At 37.4% G+C, this 24,589-nt stretch carries 23 protein-coding genes and 3 tRNA genes; 10 read left to right on the top strand and 16 right to left on the bottom strand.

Features of this window, described 5'->3' with window-relative positions:
* The first annotated feature begins 357 nt into the window (after positions 1-357).
* Positions 358-1,059 (top strand): DUF4369 domain-containing protein, encoded by a 702-nt coding sequence (locus RNZ47_RS14300; RefSeq protein WP_311941630.1) that lies wholly within the window; start codon positions 358-360, stop codon positions 1,057-1,059.
* A gap of 154 nt (positions 1,060-1,213) precedes the next feature.
* On the opposite strand, the gene RNZ47_RS14295 is transcribed toward RNZ47_RS14300, so the two are convergent.
* The 3 genes from RNZ47_RS14295 to idi form a co-directional block, all read right to left on the bottom strand.
* The gene (locus RNZ47_RS14295; protein WP_311941627.1) at positions 1,214-1,483 is read right to left on the bottom strand and encodes a hypothetical protein; all 270 of its coding nucleotides are present in this window, start codon (positions 1,481-1,483) and stop codon (positions 1,214-1,216) included.
* 133 nt (positions 1,484-1,616) lie between these two features.
* The gene (locus RNZ47_RS14290) at positions 1,617-2,027 is read right to left on the bottom strand and encodes a 6-pyruvoyl trahydropterin synthase family protein (protein WP_311941624.1); all 411 of its coding nucleotides are present in this window, start codon (positions 2,025-2,027) and stop codon (positions 1,617-1,619) included.
* Positions 2,011-2,550: an isopentenyl-diphosphate Delta-isomerase gene (gene idi / locus RNZ47_RS14285; RefSeq protein ID WP_311941926.1), complete on the bottom strand. Its 540-nt coding sequence runs from the start codon at positions 2,548-2,550 to the stop codon at positions 2,011-2,013. The genes RNZ47_RS14290 and idi overlap by 17 nt, the downstream gene beginning before the upstream one ends.
* Positions 2,551-2,772: 222 nt before the next feature.
* Here idi and RNZ47_RS14280 point away from each other — a divergent pair, with 222 nt between their 5' ends.
* The 9 genes from RNZ47_RS14280 to RNZ47_RS14240 all read left to right on the top strand — a co-directional run bounded on the left by RNZ47_RS14280 (position 2,773) and on the right by RNZ47_RS14240 (position 10,838).
* Complete coding sequence (locus tag RNZ47_RS14280; RefSeq protein WP_311941621.1) at positions 2,773-4,359, top strand: peptide chain release factor 3; 1,587 nt, start codon at positions 2,773-2,775, stop codon at positions 4,357-4,359.
* 135 nt (positions 4,360-4,494) lie between these two features.
* A complete protein-coding gene (locus RNZ47_RS14275) occupies positions 4,495-4,722 on the top strand; it encodes a (4Fe-4S)-binding protein (protein ID WP_311941617.1) in 228 nt (75 codons plus the stop codon).
* 285 nt (positions 4,723-5,007) lie between these two features.
* A complete protein-coding gene (locus tag RNZ47_RS14270) occupies positions 5,008-5,502 on the top strand; it encodes a hypothetical protein (protein ID WP_311941615.1) in 495 nt (164 codons plus the stop codon).
* 3 nt (positions 5,503-5,505) lie between these two features.
* Complete coding sequence (locus RNZ47_RS14265; RefSeq protein ID WP_311941610.1) at positions 5,506-6,288, top strand: COG1470 family protein; 783 nt, start codon at positions 5,506-5,508, stop codon at positions 6,286-6,288.
* A 5-nt stretch (positions 6,289-6,293) separates the two neighbouring features.
* A complete protein-coding gene (locus RNZ47_RS14260) occupies positions 6,294-6,953 on the top strand; it encodes a hypothetical protein (RefSeq protein WP_311941606.1) in 660 nt (219 codons plus the stop codon).
* Positions 6,954-6,966: 13 nt separating this feature from the next.
* Positions 6,967-7,617 carry a COG1470 family protein gene (locus RNZ47_RS14255; protein WP_311941604.1) on the top strand — a complete coding sequence of 217 codons (651 nt, stop codon included), beginning with the start codon at positions 6,967-6,969 and terminating at the stop codon, positions 7,615-7,617.
* Positions 7,586-8,311, top strand: coding sequence for a hypothetical protein (locus RNZ47_RS14250; RefSeq protein ID WP_311941600.1), 726 nt, complete (start codon positions 7,586-7,588; stop codon positions 8,309-8,311). The genes RNZ47_RS14255 and RNZ47_RS14250 overlap by 32 nt, the downstream gene beginning before the upstream one ends.
* A gap of 41 nt (positions 8,312-8,352) precedes the next feature.
* Positions 8,353-9,381, top strand: coding sequence for a polyprenyl synthetase family protein (locus tag RNZ47_RS14245; protein ID WP_311941596.1), 1,029 nt, complete (start codon positions 8,353-8,355; stop codon positions 9,379-9,381).
* A 2-nt stretch (positions 9,382-9,383) separates the two neighbouring features.
* Positions 9,384-10,838, top strand: a complete 1,455-nt coding sequence (locus tag RNZ47_RS14240) for a geranylgeranyl reductase family protein (RefSeq protein WP_311941592.1) — start codon at positions 9,384-9,386, stop codon at positions 10,836-10,838.
* Positions 10,839-10,910: 72 nt separating this feature from the next.
* Here RNZ47_RS14240 and RNZ47_RS14235 read toward each other — a convergent pair whose 3' ends face one another.
* From RNZ47_RS14235 to RNZ47_RS14175, 13 genes are all read right to left on the bottom strand, one after another.
* Positions 10,911-11,228 (bottom strand): DUF3467 domain-containing protein, encoded by a 318-nt coding sequence (locus RNZ47_RS14235; RefSeq protein ID WP_311941588.1) that lies wholly within the window; start codon positions 11,226-11,228, stop codon positions 10,911-10,913.
* A 121-nt stretch (positions 11,229-11,349) separates the two neighbouring features.
* Positions 11,350-15,651 (bottom strand): DNA-directed RNA polymerase subunit beta', encoded by a 4,302-nt coding sequence (gene rpoC, locus RNZ47_RS14230; RefSeq protein WP_311941585.1) that lies wholly within the window; start codon positions 15,649-15,651, stop codon positions 11,350-11,352.
* A gap of 32 nt (positions 15,652-15,683) precedes the next feature.
* Positions 15,684-19,496, bottom strand: a complete 3,813-nt coding sequence (gene rpoB, locus RNZ47_RS14225) for a DNA-directed RNA polymerase subunit beta (RefSeq protein ID WP_311941580.1) — start codon at positions 19,494-19,496, stop codon at positions 15,684-15,686.
* 191 nt (positions 19,497-19,687) lie between these two features.
* Positions 19,688-20,062, bottom strand: coding sequence for a 50S ribosomal protein L7/L12 (rplL, locus tag RNZ47_RS14220; protein WP_311941576.1), 375 nt, complete (start codon positions 20,060-20,062; stop codon positions 19,688-19,690).
* A 64-nt stretch (positions 20,063-20,126) separates the two neighbouring features.
* Positions 20,127-20,648, bottom strand: a complete 522-nt coding sequence (gene rplJ, locus RNZ47_RS14215) for a 50S ribosomal protein L10 (protein ID WP_311941573.1) — start codon at positions 20,646-20,648, stop codon at positions 20,127-20,129.
* Positions 20,649-20,668: 20 nt separating this feature from the next.
* Entirely contained in the window at positions 20,669-21,358 is a 690-nt protein-coding gene (rplA, locus tag RNZ47_RS14210) for a 50S ribosomal protein L1 (RefSeq protein WP_311941569.1), read from the bottom strand.
* Between the two features lie 20 nt (positions 21,359-21,378).
* Complete coding sequence (rplK, locus tag RNZ47_RS14205; protein ID WP_034040671.1) at positions 21,379-21,816, bottom strand: 50S ribosomal protein L11; 438 nt, start codon at positions 21,814-21,816, stop codon at positions 21,379-21,381.
* A 72-nt stretch (positions 21,817-21,888) separates the two neighbouring features.
* Positions 21,889-22,443, bottom strand: a complete 555-nt coding sequence (gene nusG, locus RNZ47_RS14200; RefSeq protein WP_311941566.1) for a transcription termination/antitermination protein NusG — start codon at positions 22,441-22,443, stop codon at positions 21,889-21,891.
* Positions 22,444-22,465: 22 nt separating this feature from the next.
* Entirely contained in the window at positions 22,466-22,660 is a 195-nt protein-coding gene (gene secE, locus RNZ47_RS14195; protein ID WP_311941562.1) for a preprotein translocase subunit SecE, read from the bottom strand.
* 89 nt (positions 22,661-22,749) lie between these two features.
* Positions 22,750-22,822: transfer RNA gene (locus RNZ47_RS14190), tRNA-Trp, on the bottom strand.
* A gap of 66 nt (positions 22,823-22,888) precedes the next feature.
* On the bottom strand, positions 22,889-24,076 hold the full coding sequence (gene tuf / locus RNZ47_RS14185; RefSeq protein WP_311941558.1) for an elongation factor Tu: 1,188 nt from the start codon (positions 24,074-24,076) through the stop codon (positions 22,889-22,891).
* Between the two features lie 74 nt (positions 24,077-24,150).
* Positions 24,151-24,222: transfer RNA gene (locus tag RNZ47_RS14180), tRNA-Thr, on the bottom strand.
* Positions 24,223-24,315: 93 nt separating this feature from the next.
* Positions 24,316-24,388, bottom strand: a tRNA-Gly gene (locus RNZ47_RS14175).
* Between the last annotated feature and the right edge of the window lie 201 nt (positions 24,389-24,589).

Raw genomic sequence — 24,589 nt, 5'->3', positions numbered from 1 at the left:
AAACATAATAAATCGACGAAATACACTAAACTTTAACATTTAAAGATTAAAACATGTATTTCATCGATGAAATACATGTATGCGCATAAAAAAAGCATCTTAAATAAGATGCTTTTTTACTAACTAACCAACCAAAAATATGAATTACATTTTTTAAGTTTAAAGTAACCACTCAATAAACTTTTTATTAGAATGCAATCACATACCAATGAACAATATCCGTGCCAAACTTTTTTAAAGTTGCCTATATTAACATAATTTTAATACAGATAAAGTTTTATAATTTATGTGCTGCTGCTAGTATTTAATCTATAATTATTAAGATATTTGCTTTTTCTAAAAATTCAAAAATAAACTATGAAAAGACTGTCGCTTTTAACCTTACTTATTTTAACCGTTTCCTGTGCCAAACAACCTGCGTTAACAGTTAAAACTAATATTAAAGGTCTAAAAAAAGGAACTGTATATCTTAAAAAAGTAAAAGACACCGCACTTATAACTGTAGATTCTATACAAATTAATGGAAACGCCGAATTTGAATTGCACAGCGATTTAGAATCACCGGAAGTATTTTATCTGTTCCTAAACAAAAACACGAATGAAGATGACGCGATAGCTTTTTTCGCCGATAAAGGCATTACCGAAATTAACACCACGCTTAAAAATTTTGTTTTTGATGCCAAAATTAAAGGCTCTGTACAACAGGCTAAGTGGGAAGAATATCAAAAGATGATTTCTAAACTAAATAGTAGAAATTTAGATTTGATAAAAGAAAAATTTGAAGCTCAAATGGAAAGCGATACGTCAAAAATTAGCGCTATTGATAATGAATACAATGGGCTGTTAAAACGAAAGTACTTATTTACGGTTAATTTTGCTATAAACAATAAAGATAGTGAGGTATCTCCGTATCTTGCCTTAACTGAGATTTACAATGCGCGAATTAACTTTTTAGATACCATTAATAATTCCTTAACCCCGAAAGTGAAAGCTTCAAAATACGGCAAACAATTACAGGATTTTATTGACGAAATAAAGGAAGCCGATAAAAACAACTAAACACGATATTAAAAAACAAAAGCCTTTCGAAAAATCGAAAGGCTTTTGTTTTAAAGCTAACTTAACTGGAATTCATTTTCAAATTACAAATGAGCTGAACAGCATTTCGGCATTTTTAACAATCGCAGAAAACGTGTAATTCCATCGATAAAAATTATCCGAGTTTATTGATTTTTTCAATTAACGCACGACCTTTTTCTTCCAATTCCGTATTAATGGCCTTAAAGTGGGCTTTTGGACTTTCAACATCTTTAGCATTTACTTTAGCTATTAAAGCGTCAAACGTTTCAATTGCTTCATCAATAATTGCTTCGCTTTTTTTGGTGTCTTTATCTGTGTTTTCGTATTCCCAAACATAAACTGCTTCAATAATATCGCCTAAAACATAGTTTATATCTTTCTTTAGGTTTCTAACATTTGCCATAATTTCTAATTTTATTTAGGTGCAAAAATAAGCAAATTATTAAACAATAGCGTTCAATAATTCAGTATATATCAAAGGTGTATTACAATTCCAATACACCGTGAATTTTAAAAAACCGAGATTATAACATCGACTATTCCCCCGAGTAACTCACAAAATTACGTGGCGTTTCGTACAGGGTGATTTCTAAATCTAAATGAGATTCAATCTTTGGTTTTATTTTATTGTAAATAACCACTGCTATATTTTCTGCTGTTGGGTTTAGTGTTTTAAACTCCTTAACCTCTTCATTTAAATTTTTATGATCAAACTGCTCCTCAATTTCAGTTTCAATCAAATGTTTTAAAATTTTCATATCCATTACAAACCCCGTTTCCGGATGGATGTCGCCCTTCACCGAAACAATGAGCTCATAATTATGCCCGTGGTAATTAGGGTTGGCACATTTACCAAAAACGGTGGCGTTACGGGCATCAGTCCAATCGGCATTGTACAGCCTGTGCGCTGCGTTAAAATGTGCTTTTCTACTAACCGTTACCTTCATGATCAACTAAATTTATATGTTCGTAAAATTTACTGAAAATAATTTTAAACCAAGCGGTATAAAGTTCTGGATGTAAAGCTATATCTACTTTTACATCTTCCAATGCCATCCATTTCCACGAGGCCACTTCATCTGGGTTAATATGTGGTTCATCATTGTAATGCCCTACCATAATATGGTCCAATTCGTGTTCGGTCAACCCATTATCAAAGGGCGCTTTATAAATAAAAGACGTAGTTTCCTTAAGCTCTGTTACAAAGCCCATTTCTTCCATTAAACGGCGTTTACCAGCTTCAATATTACTTTCCCCATCACGTTGGTGACTACAGCAGGTGTTGGTCCAAAGTCCGGGTGTATGGTACTTATGTAAGGCACGTTGCTGTAGCATCAGTTCATTGTTGTCATTAAAAATAAACACCGAAAACGCACGGTGCAGCACCGCCTTTTCATGGGCTTCCATTTTAGGCATCAAACCAATTTGTTCGTCTTTTTCGTTAACGAGAATTACCTGTTCTTCTTTCATCTTCATTTGTTTATTTTTTATTTGGGTCAGATGTAATTTGCAATAAAAACATCGGTTACACCAACAATTTGCTATCGCTCATTTCATTGTTTTACAAAAATACCAAGTAATTTTTTAAAAGACATTAATCTTATCATAAAAATAAAAAGAGCCGTATTTCGATTATTTTTATTGTTACTATTAATAGAACTCATAGTATATTTGCACCCATTTATATATTCTATGAGTTTTTTAAAAGAAATACAGCGCAGACGCACCTTTGGAATTATTTCGCATCCTGATGCGGGTAAAACCACACTAACAGAAAAATTACTGCTTTTTGGTGGTGCCATTCAAGAAGCAGGCGCCGTAAAAAGCAACAAAATCAAAAAAGGCGCCACGAGTGATTTCATGGAGATTGAACGCCAGCGTGGGATTTCTGTGGCTACCTCGGTTTTAGCGTTTGAATATAATGGGATTAAAATCAATATTCTTGATACGCCTGGGCACAAGGATTTTGCCGAAGATACTTTTAGAACACTTACCGCCGTTGATAGTGTAATTGTGGTTATTGATGTGGCTAAGGGTGTTGAAGAGCAAACCGAAAAACTGGTTGAAGTCTGCCGCATGCGCAACATCCCCATGATTGTGTTTATCAATAAAATGGATAGAGAAGGAAAAGATGCGTTTGACCTTTTAGATGAAATTGAACAAAAACTGGGATTACGGGTAGTGCCTTTAAGTTTTCCAATTGGAATGGGATACGATTTTAAAGGCATATACAATATTTGGGAGAAAAACGTTAATTTGTTTAGCGGCGATAGCAGAAAAGATATTGAAGAAACGGTAGAGATTTCAGATTTGTCCTCTGCTGAATTAGATACTTTGGTAGGCGAAAAAGCCGCCAATACGTTGCGTGAAGAAATTGAATTGGTTGAAGGCATTTACCCTGATTTTGATAAAGACGAATATTTACAAGGAAGCCTTCAACCCGTATTCTTTGGTTCGGCTTTAAATAATTTTGGAGTACGCGAACTATTGGATTGTTTTGTTGAAATAGCGCCAAAACCAAGACCCAAACAAAGTGAAGAACGCTTAGTAAAACCTGACGAAAAGCAGTTTTCTGGTTTTGTTTTTAAAATTCACGCCAACATGGATCCCAACCATCGCGACCGTTTGGCCTTTATTAAAATTGTATCGGGTAAATTTGAACGAAACAAACCTTATTTGCACGTTAGGAATAACAAAAAAATGAAGTTTTCCAGTCCGAATGCCTTTTTCGCTGAGAAAAAAGAAATTGTCGATGTCTCTTATCCCGGTGATATTGTTGGCTTGCACGACACAGGAAATTTTAAAATTGGAGACACTTTAACCGAAGGCGAAAGCATTAATTACAAAGGTGTTCCAAGTTTTTCGCCCGAGCATTTTAGGTACATCAACAACGCCGACCCCTTAAAATCAAAACAGCTTTATAAAGGTATTGATCAATTAATGGACGAAGGTGTAGCGCAATTATTTACTTTGGAACTTAACGGACGAAAGGTAATTGGTACCGTAGGCGCCCTGCAATACGAGGTGATACAATACAGATTAGAACACGAATACGGGGCAAAATGTACCTACGAAAACTTAAACGTTTTTAAAGCCTGTTGGGTAGATCCCAAAAATTCGAATAGCGACGAATACAAAGAATTTGTTCGTATAAAACAGCGTTTTTTGGCTAAAGACAAGCAAAATCAATTGGTGTTTTTAGCAGATTCGGCTTTTTCATTACAGATGACACAACAAAAATATCCAAATATAAAATTTCATTTTACCTCTGAATTTTAACAAATCAACGAATATTTTTTGATTTTATTCTTATATTGATAAAATTAGCGTATCCATTCCGAGAATTTAATATTTTAGCGATTCCCTCTTCAGAAAATAATTATTAGAAATTCATAACCCAAAACGTGAAAATCTATGGAATCTTACAAAAACGAATACAGTAATAATGACATTATGGTAACCTACGAACCATGTGTTTGCATTCATGCCGAAAAATGTGCAAAAGGATTATCCGATGTGTTTAGAACTTCAGTTATCCCTTGGATTAATTTAGAAGGCTCAGAAACCGAACGAATCATAAACCAAATAAAGCGCTGCCCTTCTGGTGCTTTACAATTTCATTTAAAGAAAGAGGTTGCTTAAGGGTACCTGTTTCTTCGAATTCTTTTTTGCCATAAAACAAAGGTGGAAGTTCGGTTAACGTAAAAGCCAATTCAGATTTAAAAAAGGACGGTCTTTTATATCTCTTAAAGGCACGATTCTGTTTTTTTGGTTGGTTTTTAAGGATTAATGTGTGTAATTTATCTGTTTTACACACTTTTATTACACCACTTTTAAGACCCAACGTTCTAAATTTTAGACATTTACGTCTTGGGCTTTCAAGTTTTTTTATTACCTTTAATGGGCTAATCTTAAATTTCCTAACACATGAGCACGCCCAAAATACCCACCGATTATCATCACGTATTACACCCCGATCGCACTTTTGATGTTGATACCGAATTATCTGGCGGTATGGATGCCAAACATTCCGGAAAAATAGAAACGCAGCTTTCCGGAAGTGTTGAAAATAAAATCAGCGGAAGCTTAAACACCACAAACACCTTAAAACTTACCGGCGACAGCTCGGAACCCGTTGCTACCGACAATAAGGTTGAAATTCTCAACTTACCACGTTTTACCCTTCAAGATATTAAAGACCTTATGAAACATCGGGTGCGCATCCCAAACTATTCCAATATATGCTTTAAAATGCTTGGGGTCGAGTTTTTTAGTATTTGTACCAGTGGAGAAGGCCAGATTATTACGGAGCCTTATGTGCCAACATCTGCCGAATTGTGTGAGGATGATTGTTGCGAGCCCGACGTGCGCCCTTTTCCAAAACCAAGACAAGACTACACTGGGGATAACATAAAAACATAAAACATGGAAACTAAAGTGCCAAATTCCTTAATGGAAAAAATAGATTTTGGAGACGATACCATTGTTTTAAATGGCACTCCTAAAAGATTAAGTGGAACCGTGCGGTTACATAATCAAAATGAAACCAAGGCTCGGGTGCGGCATTTAAACCTAAAACCCGCAAAGGTTAAAAACACTAAAAACCTCAACACCATTCCGCTTCTTGTCAACACCAAACTACGGGCGGGAGAAAGCCGGTTGCAATCGTTGTCGCTTGCCCTTCCACCTGAAACACCACCGGGAACCTACCACCATTATATTGAAATAGGCAATAAAAAACGAAACATACAGCTGGTCGTACAGCCTTCGATAAACATATCCGTTCAACCTAGTGAATTTACCCTTCAAAACACTAGTCCGGGTACCAAACACAGTGTAAGTTTTACGGTAACCAATTTAGGTAATCTCGATTTTCAAATTCCCAATGCCAAACATGCGGCCGCTTTGGATATGGACATGCTATGTCGCGCTTTCGGAAAAGGATTTAGAGATGATAAAGTCAAGGGTTTTAATGATACAATGGACAAAGTTACCGAACACATAAAAGAGCAGTTACCCAATTGGGCGAATTCCAAAATTACCGAAGCAGGCGATATTATCAAACCCGGAAAACAGCGGCTCGTTAACTTTTCATTTGTTATGCCAAAAGAGACCAATGCTGAGAATGATTACGATTTAAACGTTAGGTTTTGGGATAAAGAGCTCTCTTTTGCTATTAAGTCGCATCAACAAACTAAAAATACTTAGAAAACATGGAAAACAAGAAACTCAACTCCAATGTGTTCAGCGATTCTGTTATGGAAAACATACAAACACTGTCCGATATGTCCATGCAATTTTATGGTACCATGTTGGAAAATGTGTTGGGCAACAACACACAAGTCAACAAGCAAATAGGGCAACTTGGGAAAAATGCCCTCGACCCCATCAAAGCTATTTTAAATTCTGACGATTGCTGTGCCCCAAAAGAAAAATGCCCGCCGCATTGTATTGCCTCTATTAACAGAAAAGCCATGGCTGGAGAGCGCATAATCATACCTTTTGTTGTAAAAAACAATTGCCAAAAGCCCAAAACCTATAAAATTGGGGCTCGCGAATTAAAAGATCAAGACGGTAAACTTGCAACAGCACAACCTCTGCTCAATAAAAATAGTGTGTCGCTGCAACCAAACACATCTGAACGCGTACTTATAAGTCTCGACCTAGTAAATTTTAAAGACGGTGTTTATACGGCAGAAATCGTACTTCGTGAAAAGGAGTACAATCAAAATATTTGTTTAACCGTTTCCGTTGGAGACCACAGCGCGCCTATTGTTACGCCATACGAAGAGAAAAAATTCAAATTAAAATGGCAGAGTTGGAAATCGCATTTCTACTGCGAACCAAAAGAACGCGCAACGACCCGAAGTTAAAATCTAAAAAGGCATGGCTGAAACAAATGACAAGCAACTTTTAGAGAAATTGTTCAAACATACTCTGGAGCTCAATAAAAAGTATATCGAACAAGGGTTCAGGGTATTTAACGAGTGGAGCAAACAACCAAACAAGCCCAATAATCTTTTTGTTTTTAAACCCGAGCAGTACAGCAAAGCTTTTAATGCATTTGCAAAACTAAATTTAGAATACTACAACAACGCCATGGCACTTGGATTTGGAATGCTGGACACGATGTTGAAAAAAACAGCACCAGAAACGACACCCGAAGCCGAACCTGCGTTTGTGCTCACGGCCCATGTGAATGCCGGTTCTAAAGCTGCGTTGGAGTTTATTTTAGAAAATACGAAAACCGAAGTGGCCCATTGCGAATTGGTAAACTCTAACTTCGTCAATGAAAATGATGCCGAATTCCCTTCGATAAAAACCACGTTCAAACCACAAAAATTTACCCAGGAGCCCGATGAATCAAGCACGGTTAAAATTAGTGTTCAAGTTCCTAAAAACACGCCTCCCGATACCTATTTTAGTGATGTAACCGTAATAGGATTTGAACCTTCTTTTTTTAGAATCCAGCTTACCGTAGAACCTTTTTTAACAAAATCAGCCCATGCCAAAACAAAAAGACAATCCAAAAAATAAGCAAGGTTCCAGCAAAGGTAAAAATCGCGAAGGTGAACCTTGGATTGATTCTGACCGCGTGATGAACAAAGCACAAAGTATTGTGAATTCCGCAGTAAATGTTTTAGAAGAAGAAATAGCTGCGGGTATTTTAGCGGCTAAAAAAATTGAAAAAAAACTCATTGACGTAGATGAAATTAGGAGCGACCCTGATGCCTTAATGAATCGAATCCGGCGTGATTCCCATGAAGTGCTGGATTTGGTCATAGACGGATTTGCCGCCATTACCGCCCAAATGAATGAGGTTATTGAAACGCTGAAGAACGAAAAGGAAAATCAAAGCAAGCAAAAAACAAAACCAAAAGCAGCATCAAAAAAACCAAGTCCAGACGTTATCGTACTAGAACCTGAAAACCCGATGAAACCGGGAGAATCCGTTACTCTCAACCTAATTATGTATGAAGATACCGCTAGTGACCCCAAGACCATCGCATTTAGAAAATCCGATTTTATTGGTAGCGGAAATCAAAAAATCAGTCTTCGTTCTATAATCATACAACCTAAAAAAACACAACTCAAACCCAAAGAGGAAAAGGATATAAGTATAACCATAAAACTTCCTAAAAATGCCGTTCCGGGTGATTACAATGCTTTTATTACCTGCATTAACAACCCGCAAATTCGTGTTCTTATTGCTATAAAAGTCATCGAATGACGTATTAAAACATAACCAACTAACCGCTAAAATATCACCGTATGGATGTGCCACAAATGAAATCAAAATTGAAATACTACGGCGCTGAAACGCTTCGTGGTATTCATGCATTTGTGCCCGAAAAAGAACCCAAGTATTATTTATACAACCTTATTTTAGACTATCCCAACCGAGGAGGCAAAGGGTTCAGACCCGGGTTGTGCATTGCAAGCTGTAAGGCTCATGGTGGTCAATTACACCAAGCAAAATTTACAGCAGTGACTTTAGAAATGCTTCACAACGCTTTTCTTATCCATGACGATGTGGAAGATGAAAGTGCCTATCGGCGCAATAAACCCACCATGCACAGCGCTCATAGTCGGGCAATAGCCATTAACGTTGGCGACATGATGAATGCGTTGAGCCTTTATCCGCTTTGGCGAAACAAAGAACTTTTGGGTGATAAACTTGCGCAACGCATTTTTTTAGAGGTGTATCATCTCATTACTGAATCGGCTGAAGGTCAAGCCTTGGAACTCGGTTGGCGACAAGACAATCGCTGCGATCTCACCGAGAAGGATTATCTGCGTATGATACTTAAAAAAACTTGTTGGTACACTTGTATTCAACCCATTCGCATTGGTGCGCTAATTGGCAGTAATGGTGTATTAAACCCCGATTCCTTTAATAGATTGGGATATTTTATGGGCGCTGCATTTCAAATCCAAGACGATATTCTCAACTTGATCGGGGAAGAAAGCGCTTATGGTAAAGAAATTGGCGGGGATATTATTGAAGGAAAACGCACCTTGATGCTGATACATTTACTTTCGGAATGTACTTCCGAAGAACGCCATTTTATCAAAGGTTATTTGGGTACGCCTATGTTGGGCAGAGATCTGGCCGATGCTAAACAAATTCTTGATCTCATGCATCAATATAAATCCATTGACCATGCAAAAAAAACCAGTCAATATTTGGCAGGAGCGGCTCTAAAGGAGTTTTACACCCATTTTTCGCACTTGAAAGATTCAGAGGATAAAGCTTTTTTAGAAACCATCATTATGTATATGATAAATAGAGATTATTAAGGATGATACAAATTCGACCAAAAATAGATTTTGATTGTGACGTGCTTATTGTAGGCGGTGGACCTGCCGGAAGTGCTTTAGCACATCACTTATCAAAAATGAATATTAAAACCATTGTGGTTGAAGCTGAGCGTTTTCCAAGAGACAAGGTTTGTGGTGATGGCGTAAGCCCTATTGCGTTAAAAGAGCTTCATGATATTGGAATTACCCAAACCGAGGCTTTCAAAAAGGCCAATTCTATTGAAAAAGTGGGTCTCTTTTTGAATAAAGACCAAACCTTTATTCAGTTGGAAAAACCCGAAACATTGCCCTTTCATGCGCGTATTATCCCTCGAATTGAACTGGATTATATGGTTTATAAAGCGGCAAAATCTGCTGGTGCCCAATTTATAGAAAACGCCCGTGTTGTCGATTTCAAGGTTAGTGCCCACAAAGTGGTTACCACCTATAAAAAAGGAGCTTCTGAAAAGGAAATCATATCAAAACTAATTGTCGGTGCCGATGGGAGTCGATCGTTAGTCGGACGAAAACTGCGAGGCAACATGCCAGACCCGGCTTATCAATTATTGGGATTACGCTCGTATTTCAAAAATGTAAACGGCCCAAAAAACCGCGTAGACGTTTACTTTAGCAAAGAAAATTTCCCAGGGATTTATTGGCTTTTCCCAAAGGGAGAGAATGGCGCCAATGTTGGAATGGCCATGGTTTTTAAAACATGCCCGCAACAAGCTTCGGAAGTTCGAAAGTGTTTTTCAAACTTCATTGAAAGTAATCCAGACTTAAAAAAACGCTTAGGAAAAGGAAAAGCCATTGAAAAAATCCAGGGGTGGCCCATTACTTTTTACAACTCGCAAAACCCAATTATTTCACATAGAGCGATGCTTATCGGTGAGGCTGCCGGATTAATTAATCCGCTTAGTGGCGATGGTATTCAATATGCGGTTTTAAGTGCTCGATGGGCCTCAGTAGAAATTAAAAAATGCTCAGAACAAAACGACTTTTCTTATGCTGCGATGGCGGGTTATCAAACAAAAATTGAAAGTGAATTGGAATACGATTTTGCCTTGTCTAATTTACTGGTGCAATTTGGAAGAAACAAAACCTTGAGCCCTTTGTGGATGTCTTTTCTAAAAATTCTTATAGCACGGTGTAAAGAAGACCCTAAATTTGCGGGTACCATTGCCGGTATTTTTGAAGGCACCTACCCATCGTACAAAGCTTTACGTGCCGAATTTATATTAAAAATTGCCATGCAAGCTGGTATCGATGCCAATTCATACATTTTAAATAGGGCTAACCAGCCCGCACAGTTTGTTAAAGACGGAAGCCAATTTGCCAAAACATCGAAAGATATTTTAATAGAATTGAGCAAGGACCCCAAAGCCCATTTGGGCTGGTTGGCAGATGTTGCTGGAAAAACCTTTAAAGTGGCTAAGCATACCCTAAATGGTAAATGAAAGAAATCATTAAAGTTATATGCTATAAAAAAAGCCTTTGAACTCCATCAATGGAACAAAGGCTCTTCTTGTTTACGCTTGACCCGTAGGCCCAAAATTTAATGGTATGGGTGGTTGCTCATAATCTTTAATTTCGCCGTGTGCATTTTCAAACCTAGAAACATTATCATTTAAAGCTTTTAGCAGACGTTTGGCGTGCTGAGGCGTTAAAATAATTCTGGATTTCACCTTACTTTTAGGCACCCCGGGCATGATTTTTACAAAGTCTATTACAAACTCTGATACGGAGTGATTGATGATTGCCAAGTTGGAATAAATCCCTTCGGCAACCGTTTCATCCAATTCAATATTTATCTGCCCCTGTTTTTGTTTATCTTTTTCTTCTGCCATAATATTAGTATTTAGAATATAAAAAGCCTCCAAGTTTATTTACATGAAGGCTTTTTGTTAGTTTCTATTTATCATAGAACTCTTATTTATGAGATTCCCGCCTTCGCGGGAATGACAAATATTAGTTGTAATTCAATTCTTTTTTTACTTGCATCATTTCATCAAATTCTTCTTTAGAACCTACAATAATATCCGTATAGTTACGCATACCTGTACCTGCTGGAATTCTATGTCCAACAATTACATTTTCTTTAAGTCCTTCTAAAGTATCAACTTTACCTGCTACGGCTGCTTCGTTAAGAACCTTTGTGGTTTCTTGGAAGGATGCCGCAGAAATAAATGATTTTGTTTGAAGCGATGCTCTTGTAATACCTTGCAATATTGGCGTAGCCGTTGCTGGCTGCGCATCTCTTGCAACTACAAGATTTTTATCTTCTCGACGTAAAATGGAGTTTTCATCTCTTAATTCGCGAGGCGAAATAATTTGTCCCGCTTTTAAGTTTGTTGAATCACCTGCGTCTTCAATCACTTTCATTCCGAAAATTTCATCGTTTTCTTGAATGAAATCTGCTTTATGAGCCAATTGATCTTCTAAGAAAATAGTATCTCCAGAATCAATAATACGTACTTTACGCATCATTTGACGAACAACAACCTCGAAGTGCTTATCGTTAATTTTCACACCTTGCAAACGATATACTTCCTGTACTTCGTTTACTAAGTATTGTTGTACGGCCGATGGTCCTTTGATATTTAAAATATCGTTTGGTGTAATAGAACCATCAGATAAAGGCATACCCGCTTTTACATAATCGTTTTCCTGTACAAGGATTTGATTAGATAATTTTACTAAGTATTTCTTAATATCGCCCGATTTCGATTCTACAATAATCTCACGATTACCACGCTTAATTTTTCCGAAAGATACCACACCATCAATAGCACTAACTACTGCTGGATTTGAAGGGTTACGTGCTTCGAACAACTCGGTTACACGTGGTAAACCTCCTGTAATATCACCCGCTTTTGCAGATTTACGAGGAATTTTAACCAATACCTTACCGATAATAATCTTTTCTCCGTCGTCAATCATTAAATGCGCTCCAACAGGTAAGTTATAAGAACGAATAATTTCACCTTTACCATCTTCAATATGAAGCGTTGGTATTAGTTTTTTGTTTCTAGATTCTGAAATTACTTTTTCTTGGAAACCGGTTTGTTCATCAATTTCTACCTGATAGGTTACCCCTTGCTCGATGTTTTCATATTTTACTTTACCAGCAAATTCTGAAATAATAACACCGTTGTATGGATCCCATTGACAAACCACATCGCCTTTACTTAGCTCTTGACCATTTTTAACATAAATGGTAGAACCATAAGGGATGTTGTTGGTACTTAAAACAATACCCGTTTTCTTATCTGTTAATTTAAGTTCGGATGTACGCGAGATTACAATATCTACATCATTACCTTCGCTATCTTTACCTTTTACGGTTTTTAAATCTTCTATTTCGGCAATACCGTTAAACTTAACAGCCAATTTATTATCCTCTGAAATGTTACCGGCAATACCACCCACGTGGAACGTACGCAATGTTAACTGGGTTCCAGGTTCTCCAATAGATTGTGCAGCAACAACACCAACAGCTTCGCCACGTTGTACCATTTTACCTGTCGCTAAATTACGACCGTAACATTTGGCACAAATTCCTTTTAAGGCTTCACAGCTTAATGCCGAACGTACTTCGACAGCATCAATTGGTGAGGCTTCAATAGCTTTTGCGATATCGTCATCAATAAGTTCGCCGGCAGCAACCAACAACTCATCTGTTAAAGGATTATATACATCGTTTAAAGATACACGGCCAACAATTCTTTCTTCTAAAGTTTCAACAACCTCATCATTCTTCTTTAATGGCTCAACTTCAACACCTCTTAACGTACCACAATCTTCAGTATTGATAATCACATCTTGTGAAACATCTACCAAACGACGTGTTAAGTATCCAGCATCGGCCGTTTTAAGAGCCGTATCTGCAAGACCTTTACGTGCACCGTGGGTTGAGATAAAGTATTCTAAAATTGAAAGTCCTTCTTTAAAGTTAGAAAGAATCGGGTTTTCGATAATTTCACCTCCACCAGCATTCGATTTTTTAGGTTTCGCCATTAATCCACGCATACCGGTAAGCTGACGAATCTGTTCTTTAGATCCACGAGCTCCAGAATCAAGCATCATAAATACCGAGTTAAACCCTTGTTGGTCTTCTCGGATACGCTTCATCGACAACTCGGTCAATTCCGCATTTGTTGACGTCCAAATATCAATAACTTGGTTGTAACGTTCGTTATTGGTAATAAGCCCCATGTTATAGTTACCCGTAATACCATCAACTAAACCATTGGCTTTATCAATCATACCTTGCTTTTCCGGCGGAATGATAATATCACCTAAACTGAATGATAATCCACCTTGGAATGCAAATTTGAATCCTAAAGTTCTAATTGCATCTAAGAAATCAGCCGTTTCAGGAACGGAGGTTACTTTAAGAATTTTTCCAATTATATCCCTTAACGATTTTTTAGTCAATACCTGATTGATGTATCCAGCCGCTTGTGGTACGTGTTGATTAAACAACACACGACCCACCGTGGTTTCAACAATCATTTTATCAAGTTTGCCGTCTTCATTAAGATCGATTGTTCTTACTTTAATACCTGCATTTAAATCCACTCTTTTCTCGTTAAAAGCTATTACCACTTCTTCTGGAGAATAAAAAGTCAATCCTTCACCTTTTACTGGCATTTCTGGCGTAGACTCACGCAACTTGGTCATATAATAAAGACCAAGTACCATATCTTGAGAAGGTACCGTTACTGGCGAACCATTTGCTGGGTTTAAGATATTGTGAGATGCCAACATTAATAACTGGCACTCTAAAATAGCTTCTGGCCCAAGTGGTAAATGCACCGCCATCTGGTCACCATCAAAATCGGCATTAAACGCCGTACACACTAATGGGTGTAACTGAATCGCTTTACCTTCAATAAGCTTAGGTTGAAATGCTTGTATACCAAGTCTGTGTAAGGTAGGAGCACGATTTAAAAGTACTGGATGTCCTTTTAAAACATTCTCTAAAATATCCCAAACCACAGGCTCTCTTTTATCTATAATTTTCTTTGCAGATTTTACGGTTTTTACAATACCTCTTTCAATTAATTTTCTAATTACGAAAGGTTTGTATAATTCGGCTGCCATATTTTTTGGAATACCACATTCGAACAACCTCAATTCCGGTCCAACAACAATTACCGAACGCGCCGAATAATCAACACGCTTACCAAGTAAGTTTTGACGGAAACGCCCTTGCTTACCTTTAAGTGAATCGGATAACGATTTTAATGGTCTGTTGGAATCCGTTTTTACTGCAGACGATTTACGTGTGTTATCAAACAATGAATCGACAGATTCTTGTAACATACGTTTTTCGTTACGTAAAATCACCTCTGGTGCTTTTATCTCAACCAATCTTTTAAGACGGTTGTTACGGATAATCACACGACGGTATAAATCATTTAAATCGGACGTTGCGAAACGACCACCATCTAACGGCACTAAAGGACGTAATTCTGGCGGTATGATTGGCACAACCTTCATAATCATCCACTCCGGACGATTTTCCCTGTTATTGTTAGATTCACGTAAGGCTTCAACCACTTGTAAACGTTTTAAAGCTTCAGTTTTACGTTGTTTAGACGTTTCTGTATTGGCTTTATGACGCAATTCGTAAGACAGCGCTTGTAAATCGATTCTTGCTAATAATTCAATTAAACACTCCGCTCCCATTTTAGCCAAAAACTTATTTGGGTCGTCGTCATCTAAATATTGATTATCTTGAGGAAGTGTTTCTAAAATGTTTAGGTATTCTTCTTCAGTAAGGAAATCCAATTTTTGCAATGGCTCACCTTCTTCATTTTTAGCATTACCTGGTTGAATTACTACATAACGTTCGTAGTAAATAATCATATCTAATTTCTTAGACGGCAAACCAAGTAAGTAACCTATTTTGTTTGGTAACGAACGGAAGTACCAGATATGGGCAACAGGCACAACAAGGTTGATGTGTCCTACGCGATCTCTACGCACTTTCTTTTCTGTAACTTCTACACCACAACGGTCGCAAACAATACCTTTATAACGGATTCTTTTATATTTACCACAAGCACATTCGTAATCCTTTACAGGGCCAAAAATACGCTCACAGAACAAACCATCACGTTCTGGTTTGTGAGTTCGATAATTGATAGTTTCTGGTTTTAAAACCTCACCTCTAGATTCTGCTAAAATAGATTCTGGTGATGCTAAACCAATGGAGATTTTATTAAATCTCTTTACTGTATGTTTATCTTGTTTTCTTGCCATAATATATGGTTGAAATGATTTTAATTAATTAACTACTCCTCTAATCTGATATCCAAACCTAGACCTTTCAGCTCATGCATAAGCACGTTGAAGGATTCCGGTAACCCTGGATCTGGCATGGGTTCGCCTTTTACAATAGCTTCGTAAGTTTTGGCTCTTCCAATAACATCATCAGATTTTACAGTTAAAATTTCACGTAAGGTACTTGATGCGCCATAAGCTTCAAGTGCCCAAACTTCCATCTCACCAAAACGCTGACCACCAAATTGTGCTTTACCACCAAGCGGCTGTTGCGTAATTAATGAGTAAGGCCCGATAGAACGCGCGTGCATTTTATCGTCAACCATATGGCCAAGTTTCAACATATAAATCACCCCAACCGTTGCTGGCTGATCGAAACGTTGTCCTGTTCCACCATCGTATAAATAGGTATGCCCGTATCTTGGAATTCCAGCTTCATCTGTGAATTCGTTAATTTGATCTATAGTTGCTCCATCAAAAATTGGTGTTGCGAAAGTACGCCCTAGTTTTTGGCCAGCCCATCCGAGAACGGTTTCATAAATCTGACCGATATTCATACGAGACGGTACACCAAGTGGATTTAATACAATATCAACCGGCGTTCCATCTTCTAAGAATGGCATATCTTCCTGACGAACGATACGTGCAACGATACCTTTGTTACCGTGACGTCCCGCCATTTTATCACCTACTTTAAGCTTACGTTTTTTGGCAATATAAACCTTAGCAAGTTTAATGATTCCCGCAGGTAACTCATCACCAACAGAGATTGTAAACTTCTCGCGGCGTAATGCACCTTGTAAATCGTTTTCCTTTATTTTGTAATTATGGATTAAATCTGCTACAAGTTTGTTTGTATGCTCATCCGTGGTCCATTTACCTGACACTAAATGCGCATAATCATCAACAGCATTTAACATTTTAAGTGTGAATTTTTTACCTTTTGGCAATACCTCTTCACCTAAATCGTTAAAAATACCTTGAGCCGTTTTACCATTTACAATAGAGAAAAGTTTTTCGACCAATACATCTTTTAAAGCATCGAATTTTGCATCGTAAATACCTTCCAATTGTAAGATATCATCTTTATCCTGCGCTCTTTTACGCTTATCTTTTACGGCTCTTGCAAACAATTTCTTTTCAATAACAACACCGTTTAATGATGGTGAAGCTTTTAAAGAAGCATCTTTAACATCCCCGGCTTTATCTCCAAAAATGGCACGTAATAATTTTTCTTCAGGTGTTGGGTCTGATTCTCCTTTTGGTGTAATTTTACCAATAAGGATATCGCCAGGTTTAACCTCGGCGCCAACGCGAATCATTCCGTGTTCATCCAAATCTTTTGTCGCTTCTTCCGAAACGTTAGGAATATCGTTAGTCAATTCTTCGTTACCTAATTTGGTATCTCTAACCTCTAATGAATACTCATCGATATGAATAGATGTGAAAATATCTTCACGAACCACTTTTTCAGAAATTACAATCGCATCCTCAAAGTTGTATCCTTTCCATGGCATAAAGGCCACTTTCATATTTCTACCTAAAGCTAATTCTCCTTTTTGAGTCGCATAACCTTCACATAAAACCTGACCTTTGGTAACTTTATCGCCCTTAACCACGATTGGTTTTAAGTTGATAGACGTTCCTTGGTTTGTTTTTCTGAATTTTACCAATTCGTAGGTTTTAATATCGCTATCAAAACTTACTTTAGCCTCATCTTCGGTACGCTCGTACTGAATTTTAATCTCGTTGGCATCAACATAAAGTACTACGCCATTGCCTTCTGCATTAATTAATACACGAGAATCTGAAGCAACTTGACGCTCTAAACCGGTACCTACAATTGGTGCATCTACTCGTAAAAGTGGCACTGCTTGACGCATCATGTTTGATCCCATCAAGGCTCTGTTCGCATCATCATGCTCTAAGAACGGAATCAAAGACGCCGAAATAGAGGATATTTGATTTGGTGCTACATCGGTATAATGTAAAGCTGCCGGATCAATTACTGGGAAATCGCCTTCCATTCTGGCAATAACCTTCTCGTGTAAAATTTTACCGTTATCATCAACTTCAACAGTTGCCTGAGCGATTAATTTTTCTTCTTCTTCTTCAGCACTTAAATACCTTGGCTCGTTTTTGATATCTACAACACCATCTGTAACTTTTCTGTAAGGCGTTTCAATGAACCCCATAGAATTCACTTTAGCATACACTGAAAGTGAAGAGATTAAACCAATGTTTGGTCCCTCTGGTGTTTCAATCGGACAAAGTCTTCCGTAGTGTGTATAGTGTACATCACGAACCTCGAATCCTGCTCTTTCACGAGATAAACCTCCAGGTCCTAAGGCAGATAAACGACGCTTATGCGTAATTTCTGCAAGAGGATTGGTTTGGTCCATGAATTGCGAAAGCTGATTGGTACCAAAGAAAGAGTTAATTACAGACGATAAAGTCTTGGCATTAATCAAATCTATTGGTGTAAACACCTCGTTATCACGAACGTTCATTCGCTCACGAATAGTACGTGCCATACGTGCTAAACCAACACCAAATTGTTGAGATAATTGCTCACCAACCGTACGTACACGACGGTTTGATAAGTGATCAATATCATCAATCTCTGCTTTAGAGTTGATAAGCTCGATTAAATATTTTATAATGGTGATGATATCTTCTTTGGTAAGCACTTGCTTATCCATGCCAATATCAAGACCTAATTTTTTGTTCATTCTGTAACGGCCAACCTCACCTAAAGAGTAACGTTGGTCTGAGAAGAATAATTTATCAATAATGCCTCTTGCGGTTTCCTCATCTGGCGGCTCCGCATTACGCAATTGTCTATAGATATGCTCAACAGCCTCCTTCTCAGAGTTTGTTGGATCTTTTTGAAGCGTGTTATGAATAATGGCATAATCACCTTGCTCTGAAGTTTCTTTGTGTAAAAGAATCGTTTTTACTTCAGCTTCAAGAATTTCTTCAATATTTTCTTTATCAAGTACCGTATCACGATCTAGCACAATTTCGTTACGCTCGATAGATACTACTTCTCCTGTGTCTTCATCAACAAAATCCTCATGCCATGTGTTAAGAACACGTGCCGCAAGCTTTCGTCCTAAATATTTTTTTAATCCGGATTTTGATACTTTAACTTCTTCAGCAAGATCGAAAATCTCTAAAATGTCTTTATCGCGCTCAAAGCCAATAGCTCTAAAAAGCGTTGTTACCGGTAATTTTTTCTTTCTATCAATGTAAGCGTACATCACTTGATTGATATCTGTAGCAAATTCTATCCAAGAGCCTTTAAAAGGAATAACCCTTGCAGAATATAATTTTGTTCCATTGGCATGGAATGATTGTCCAAAGAATACCCCCGGAGATCTATGCAGTTGAGATACTACCACACGTTCGGCACCATTAATACAAAACGTACCGGAAGGTGTCATGTAAGGTATGGTTCCTAAATACACATCTTGAACAATGGTCTCGAAATCCTCATGTTCAGGATCTGTACAATATAATTTTAACCTTGCCTTTAGTGGAACGCTGTATGTAAGACCTCTTTCAATACACTCTTCTATAGCATATCTTGGTGGATCTACAAAGTAATCTAAAAACTCTAAAACAAATTGATTACGTGAATCTGTGATTGGAAAGTTTTCCATAAAGGTGTTGTAAAGACCTTCATCACCTCTTTCTTCTGATTTAGTTTCTAATTGGAAAAAATCCTGGAAGGATTTTATCTGAATATCCAAGAAATCTGGGTATTCTGTTCTATTTACAATAGACGAGAAATTTAATCTTTCAGCTTGTGTTGATAACATCAATGGACGGAATTATGATTAAAAATAAATAGTGAAAGCGTGTTAAAACGCTGATTAAACAACAATAAACAATTCGATTATTTGTATGTTGTTTTGAGTTTTATTTGGTATAATGCCATTATACGCAAAATGGTCTAGGTCTGATAGCGCATGCTTCAGACCTAAACCTTTGTGTTTTTGGGATGGTAGGCTTACTTAAGCTCAACCTCAGCTCCTGCTTCTTCTAACTGTGCTTTTAATGCTTCAGCTTCGTCTTTGGTAACTGCCTCTTTAATTGGAGATGGAGCATCGTCAACTAAACCTTTAGCTTCTTTTAATCCTAAACCAGTTAATTCTTTAACTAATTTTACAACTGCTAATTTAGAACCACCAGCGGCTTTAAGGATTACATCAAATTCAGTTTGAGCTTCTTCAGCTTCACCACCTGCAGCAGGACCGGCAACAGCAACTGCAGCAGCAGCAGCAGGCTCGATACCATACTCATCTTTTAATATAGTTGCTAACTCGTTTACTTCTTTTACAGTAAGGTTAACTAATTGTTCTGCGAATTCTTTTAAATCTGCCATTTTTCTATCGTTTTAATAATTTTGTGATAATAATATATTTGTAATAAGTGCGTACTTGTTAATACTATCCTTCTTTTTCAGATAGTGTTTTAATAATACCAGCAATGGTTCCTCCACCCGATTTAAGTGCAGAAATAACATTTTTAGCAGGAGATTGTAATAAACCTACAATTTCTCCAATTAATTCTTCTTTAGATTTAATATCAACCAACATATCCAGTTGATCGTCACCCAAATAAACTGCTTCTTCAATAAATGCGCCTTTTAATAAAGGTTTTTCTGATTTTTTACGGAAGTTTTTAATTAACTTAGCTGGTGCATTACCTGTTTCAGAATACATCACCGATGTATTTCCTTTTAAAACCGTTGCAAGGTCTCCAAAGTCTTTTTCTGAAGCTTGCATTGCTTTTTCAAGTAATGTATTTTTAACAACTGCCATTTGCACGTTTGCCTTATAAGCAGCACGACGCAAATTTGAGGTAGCCCCAGCATTTAATCCTGAAATATCTGTTAAATAGATATTTGTATTGTTAGCTAATTCTGCAGTTAATTCCTCAATTACTTGTGATTTTTCTTCTCTTGTCATAATTTAAAGTTTTAACTTAATTAACCAATTTTAGGATCAATCGCTAAACTTGGGCTCATTGTAGAAGACATAAATATGCTTTTTACGTAAACGCCTTTAGCGGTTGTCGGTTTTAGTTTTATTAATGTTGTTAATAATTCATTTGCGTTACCCGCAATTTTATCAGCACTAAATGATGCTTTGCCAATAGCGGCGTGTACAATACCGGTTTTATCAACTTTAAAGTCAATTTTACCAGCTTTTACTTCGCTAACTGCCTTTGCAACATCCATGGTTACCGTACCTGTTTTTGGGTTGGGCATTAAACCACGAGGACCTAATACACGTCCTAAAGGACCCAATTTACCCATAACACTTGGCATAGTTATAATAACATCAACGTCTGTCCAACCGCTCTTGATTTTATCAAGATACTCGTCTAAACCTACGTAATCTGCTCCAGCTTCTTTAGCTTCGGCTTCTTTGTCTGGTGTTACTAATGCTAATACTTTCATGTCTTTACCAGTACCGTGCGGTAACGAAACCACACCACGAACCATTTGGTTGGCTTTACGAGGATCTACTCCTAAACGTACTGCCAAATCAACTGATGCGTCAAATTTTGTATTGGTAATATCTTTAATCAATGCTGATGCTTCATCAACAGAATAAAGTTTTCCTTTTTCAATTTTTGCTAAAGCCTCTTTTTGCTTTTTTGTTAATCTTGCCATTTTCTAATGTCTTTAATAGATTAAGAAGGAAATTTTCCTGTTACGGTTATTCCCATCGATCTTGCTGTTCCAGCAACCATTTTCATAGCCGACTCTGTTGTAAATGCGTTTAAATCTACCATTTTGTCTTCTGCGATGGTTTTAACCTGATCCCAAGATACTTTAGCTACTTTTTTTCGGTTTGGCTCTCCAGACCCCTTCTTCACCTTTGCCGCTTCCATTAACTGGACGGCTGCTGGTGGAGTTTTAATTACAAAGTCGAATGATTTGTCTTTGTAAACAGATATAACCACCGGTAATACTTTACCTGGCTTATCTTGGGTTCTGGCATTGAATTGCTTACAGAACTCCATGATGTTAACACCTGCAGCTCCTAAAGCGGGTCCAACCGGTGGCGATGGATTCGCAGCACCTCCCCGAACTTGTAACTTAACTACTTTACCTAATTCTTTTGCCATTTTTAATAATTTAATTTTGATGTTATCTCTCTTTTGGAAGCGAAAGACCCATCTATCTTAATGTAACACTAATTATACTTTTTCAACTTGCATATAACTTAACTCCAATGGCGTTTTTCTTCCGAAAATTTTAACCATAACTTCAAGTTTGCGCTTTTCTTCATTTATCTTCTCAATCGTTCCATCAAATCCATTGAAAGGTCCGTCGATAACTTTAACCGTTTCCCCTTTTGTAAAAGGTATGGCTACATTGGCGCTTTCTTCTACGGCCAATTCATCAACTCTACCCAACATCCTGTTTACTTCAGATTGTCTTAACGGCACAGGGTCTCCTCCTTTGGTTTCACCTAAAAAACCAATTACGTTAGTAACCGATCTAATTATATGTGGTACTTCTCCCGTTAAATTTGCTTGAATCATAATATATCCTGGAAAAAAAACTTTTTCTTTATGAATTTTCTTTCCGTTCCGTATTTGAACAACTCTTTCGGTAGGCACCAATACTTGATCCACATAATCTTGTAACCCCAATCGAGCAATTTCGTTTTCGATATAGGTTTTGATTTTGTTTTCCTGACCACTTACAGCCCTAACAACGTACCATTTTTTCTCACTTACTTCAGACATAAATTTTTCTTTTAACGTTACGTTATTTAATCCAATCAAAGTAAAATGTTATGACTTTGCTGAAAACTGTATCAACCCCCCATATTGCAAGAGAGAATATAATTGAAAATACAGCAACCAAAACGGTTAAACTCTGTGCTTCTGCCCAAGTAGGCCATGTCACATTGTTTTTTAGCTCTCCAAATGATTCCTTTATATAATTTACAATTCCAGCCATTTATTTTTATTCTTTATTTGCACGGGTTGAGAGACTTCCTTCGACTGTGCTCAGGATAAACTTCTCGTCTCATGTCTTGTTTACTTTTGCACGGGTTGAGAGACTCGAACTCCCGACACCTGGTTTTGGAGACCAGTGCTCTACCAACTGAGCTAAACCCGTAAATATAAGTCAAAAGGCATCACGCTAACGCGTGATACCTTGACTCTATATTTATTAAACTTTAATTTAGTCTAAAATTTCAGTTACTTGACCTGCACCTACTGTTCTACCACCTTCACGGATTGCGAAACGCAAACCTACGTTCATTGCGATAGGCTGAATTAATTCAACAGTAATAGTTAAGTTATCTCCAGGCATAACCATTTCAACTCCATCAGGAAGCGCAATGTTTCCTGTTACGTCAGTTGTACGTACGTAGAACTGTGGACGGTAGTTGTTGTGGAATGGTGTGTGACGTCCACCCTCTTCTTTTTTAAGGATATAAACCTCAGCTTTAAATTTAGCGTGAGGAGTTACCGAACCAGGTTTAGTAATTACCATACCTCTTGAGATTTGAGTTTTCTCAATACCTCTTAATAAGATACCAGCGTTATCTCCTGCTTCACCTCTATCTAATATTTGACGGAACATTTCGATACCTGTAATGGTAGAAGTTAATTTCTCAGCACCCATACCAATAATCTCTACTGGATCTCCTGTGTTAGCTACACCAGTCTCAATACGACCTGTTGCAACAGTACCACGACCTGTAATTGAGAATACATCTTCAATAGGCATTAAGAAAGGCTTGTCCATATCACGCACAGGCTCTTCAATCCACTCATCACAAGCTTTCATTAATTCCAATACCGTATCTACCCATTTTTGCTCACCGTTAAGTGCACCTAAAGCAGAACCAGAAATTACCGGACCATTATCTCCATCGTACTCATAGAAAGATAATAAGTCTCTGATTTCCATATCTACCAATTCAAGTAATTCTTCGTCATCAACCATATCCACTTTGTTCATGAATACAACAATACGAGGAATTCCTACCTGACGGCCCAATAAGATATGCTCACGAGTTTGTGGCATAGGTCCATCAGTAGCAGCAACTACTAAAATAGCGCCATCCATTTGTGCAGCACCAGTTACCATGTTTTTTACGTAATCCGCGTGACCTGGACAGTCAACGTGTGCATAGTGACGATTTGCTGTTTGATATTCTACGTGTGAAGTATTAATTGTAATACCTCTTTCTTTTTCTTCTGGTGCGTTATCAATTTGGTCAAATGATCTCGCTTCTGAGAAACCTGCATCAGCTAATACTTTAGTAATAGCAGCAGTTAAAGTTGTTTTACCGTGATCTACGTGTCCAATTGTACCAATATTTAAGTGTGGTTTTGAACGATCGAAAGTTGCCTTTGCCATGTTTTTTAAATAATTTTAATCTTAGTTATATAATAATATTAGTGTATTCTGTTTTTATACTCTTTAAAATATAGAGCCAATGACGAGATTTGAACTCGTGACCTCTTCCTTACCAAGGAAACGCTCTACCCCTGAGCTACACCGGCGTAAAGTTTTTAATTTCCTATTCTCTCAAAAACAATCTTTTTTTGATTGTATTATAATGAAAGAAGAGATTCCTGCCTTCGCAGGAATTTTTGAGCGGGAGACCAGGTTCGAACTGGCGACATTCAGCTTGGAAGGCTGACGCTCTACCAACTGAGCTACTCCCGCATTTTTTTGAATGAGTTCCAATAAAAAAAATCAAATTACAACCCCCGGAAGAAGCCGAAATTGATTGAAGAATTCAGTCAACTGGTGTTCAATACCTATATGAACGATTCCAAAGCTTGAAACAAAACTTTTTTTTGAAGTTTGTTTTTTGCTATTGGAATTTTCAATTTCTGCCGAAGCAAAAATTTTTGTGGGGAGAGC

Source organism: Hwangdonia seohaensis, assembly GCF_031932625.1.
GTDB classification, from domain to species: Bacteria; Bacteroidota; Bacteroidia; order Flavobacteriales; family Flavobacteriaceae; genus Hwangdonia; species Hwangdonia seohaensis.
This window is presented reverse-complemented; position numbering and strand designations above follow the sequence as displayed.

Coding starts and splice junctions, on each gene's coding strand:
- RNZ47_RS14300 (WP_311941630.1), top strand. CDS start 358: ATGAAAAGACTGTCGCTTTTAACCTTACTTATTTTAACCGTTTCCTGT.
- rplJ (WP_311941573.1), bottom strand. CDS start 20,648: ATGACAAGAGAAGAAAAATCACAAGTAATTGAGGAATTAACTGCAGAA.
- RNZ47_RS14235 (WP_311941588.1), bottom strand. CDS start 11,228: ATGGCAGAAGAAAAAGATAAACAAAAACAGGGGCAGATAAATATTGAA.
- rpoB (WP_311941580.1), bottom strand. CDS start 19,496: ATGTTATCAACACAAGCTGAAAGATTAAATTTCTCGTCTATTGTAAAT.
- RNZ47_RS14255 (WP_311941604.1), top strand. CDS start 6,967: ATGGCTGAAACAAATGACAAGCAACTTTTAGAGAAATTGTTCAAACAT.
- idi (WP_311941926.1), bottom strand. CDS start 2,550: ATGAAAGAAGAACAGGTAATTCTCGTTAACGAAAAAGACGAACAAATT.
- RNZ47_RS14295 (WP_311941627.1), bottom strand. CDS start 1,483: ATGGCAAATGTTAGAAACCTAAAGAAAGATATAAACTATGTTTTAGGC.
- RNZ47_RS14250 (WP_311941600.1), top strand. CDS start 7,586: ATGCCAAAACAAAAAGACAATCCAAAAAATAAGCAAGGTTCCAGCAAA.
- RNZ47_RS14270 (WP_311941615.1), top strand. CDS start 5,008: ATGAGCACGCCCAAAATACCCACCGATTATCATCACGTATTACACCCC.
- RNZ47_RS14260 (WP_311941606.1), top strand. CDS start 6,294: ATGGAAAACAAGAAACTCAACTCCAATGTGTTCAGCGATTCTGTTATG.
- rplK (WP_034040671.1), bottom strand. CDS start 21,816: ATGGCAAAAGAATTAGGTAAAGTAGTTAAGTTACAAGTTCGGGGAGGT.
- rpoC (WP_311941585.1), bottom strand. CDS start 15,651: ATGGCAAGAAAACAAGATAAACATACAGTAAAGAGATTTAATAAAATC.
- rplA (WP_311941569.1), bottom strand. CDS start 21,358: ATGGCAAGATTAACAAAAAAGCAAAAAGAGGCTTTAGCAAAAATTGAA.
- RNZ47_RS14245 (WP_311941596.1), top strand. CDS start 8,353: ATGGATGTGCCACAAATGAAATCAAAATTGAAATACTACGGCGCTGAA.
- tuf (WP_311941558.1), bottom strand. CDS start 24,076: ATGGCAAAGGCAACTTTCGATCGTTCAAAACCACACTTAAATATTGGT.
- nusG (WP_311941566.1), bottom strand. CDS start 22,443: ATGTCTGAAGTAAGTGAGAAAAAATGGTACGTTGTTAGGGCTGTAAGT.
- RNZ47_RS14280 (WP_311941621.1), top strand. CDS start 2,773: ATGAGTTTTTTAAAAGAAATACAGCGCAGACGCACCTTTGGAATTATT.
- RNZ47_RS14240 (WP_311941592.1), top strand. CDS start 9,384: ATGATACAAATTCGACCAAAAATAGATTTTGATTGTGACGTGCTTATT.
- secE (WP_311941562.1), bottom strand. CDS start 22,660: ATGGCTGGAATTGTAAATTATATAAAGGAATCATTTGGAGAGCTAAAA.
- RNZ47_RS14265 (WP_311941610.1), top strand. CDS start 5,506: ATGGAAACTAAAGTGCCAAATTCCTTAATGGAAAAAATAGATTTTGGA.
- rplL (WP_311941576.1), bottom strand. CDS start 20,062: ATGGCAGATTTAAAAGAATTCGCAGAACAATTAGTTAACCTTACTGTA.
- RNZ47_RS14290 (WP_311941624.1), bottom strand. CDS start 2,027: ATGAAGGTAACGGTTAGTAGAAAAGCACATTTTAACGCAGCGCACAGG.
- RNZ47_RS14275 (WP_311941617.1), top strand. CDS start 4,495: ATGGAATCTTACAAAAACGAATACAGTAATAATGACATTATGGTAACC.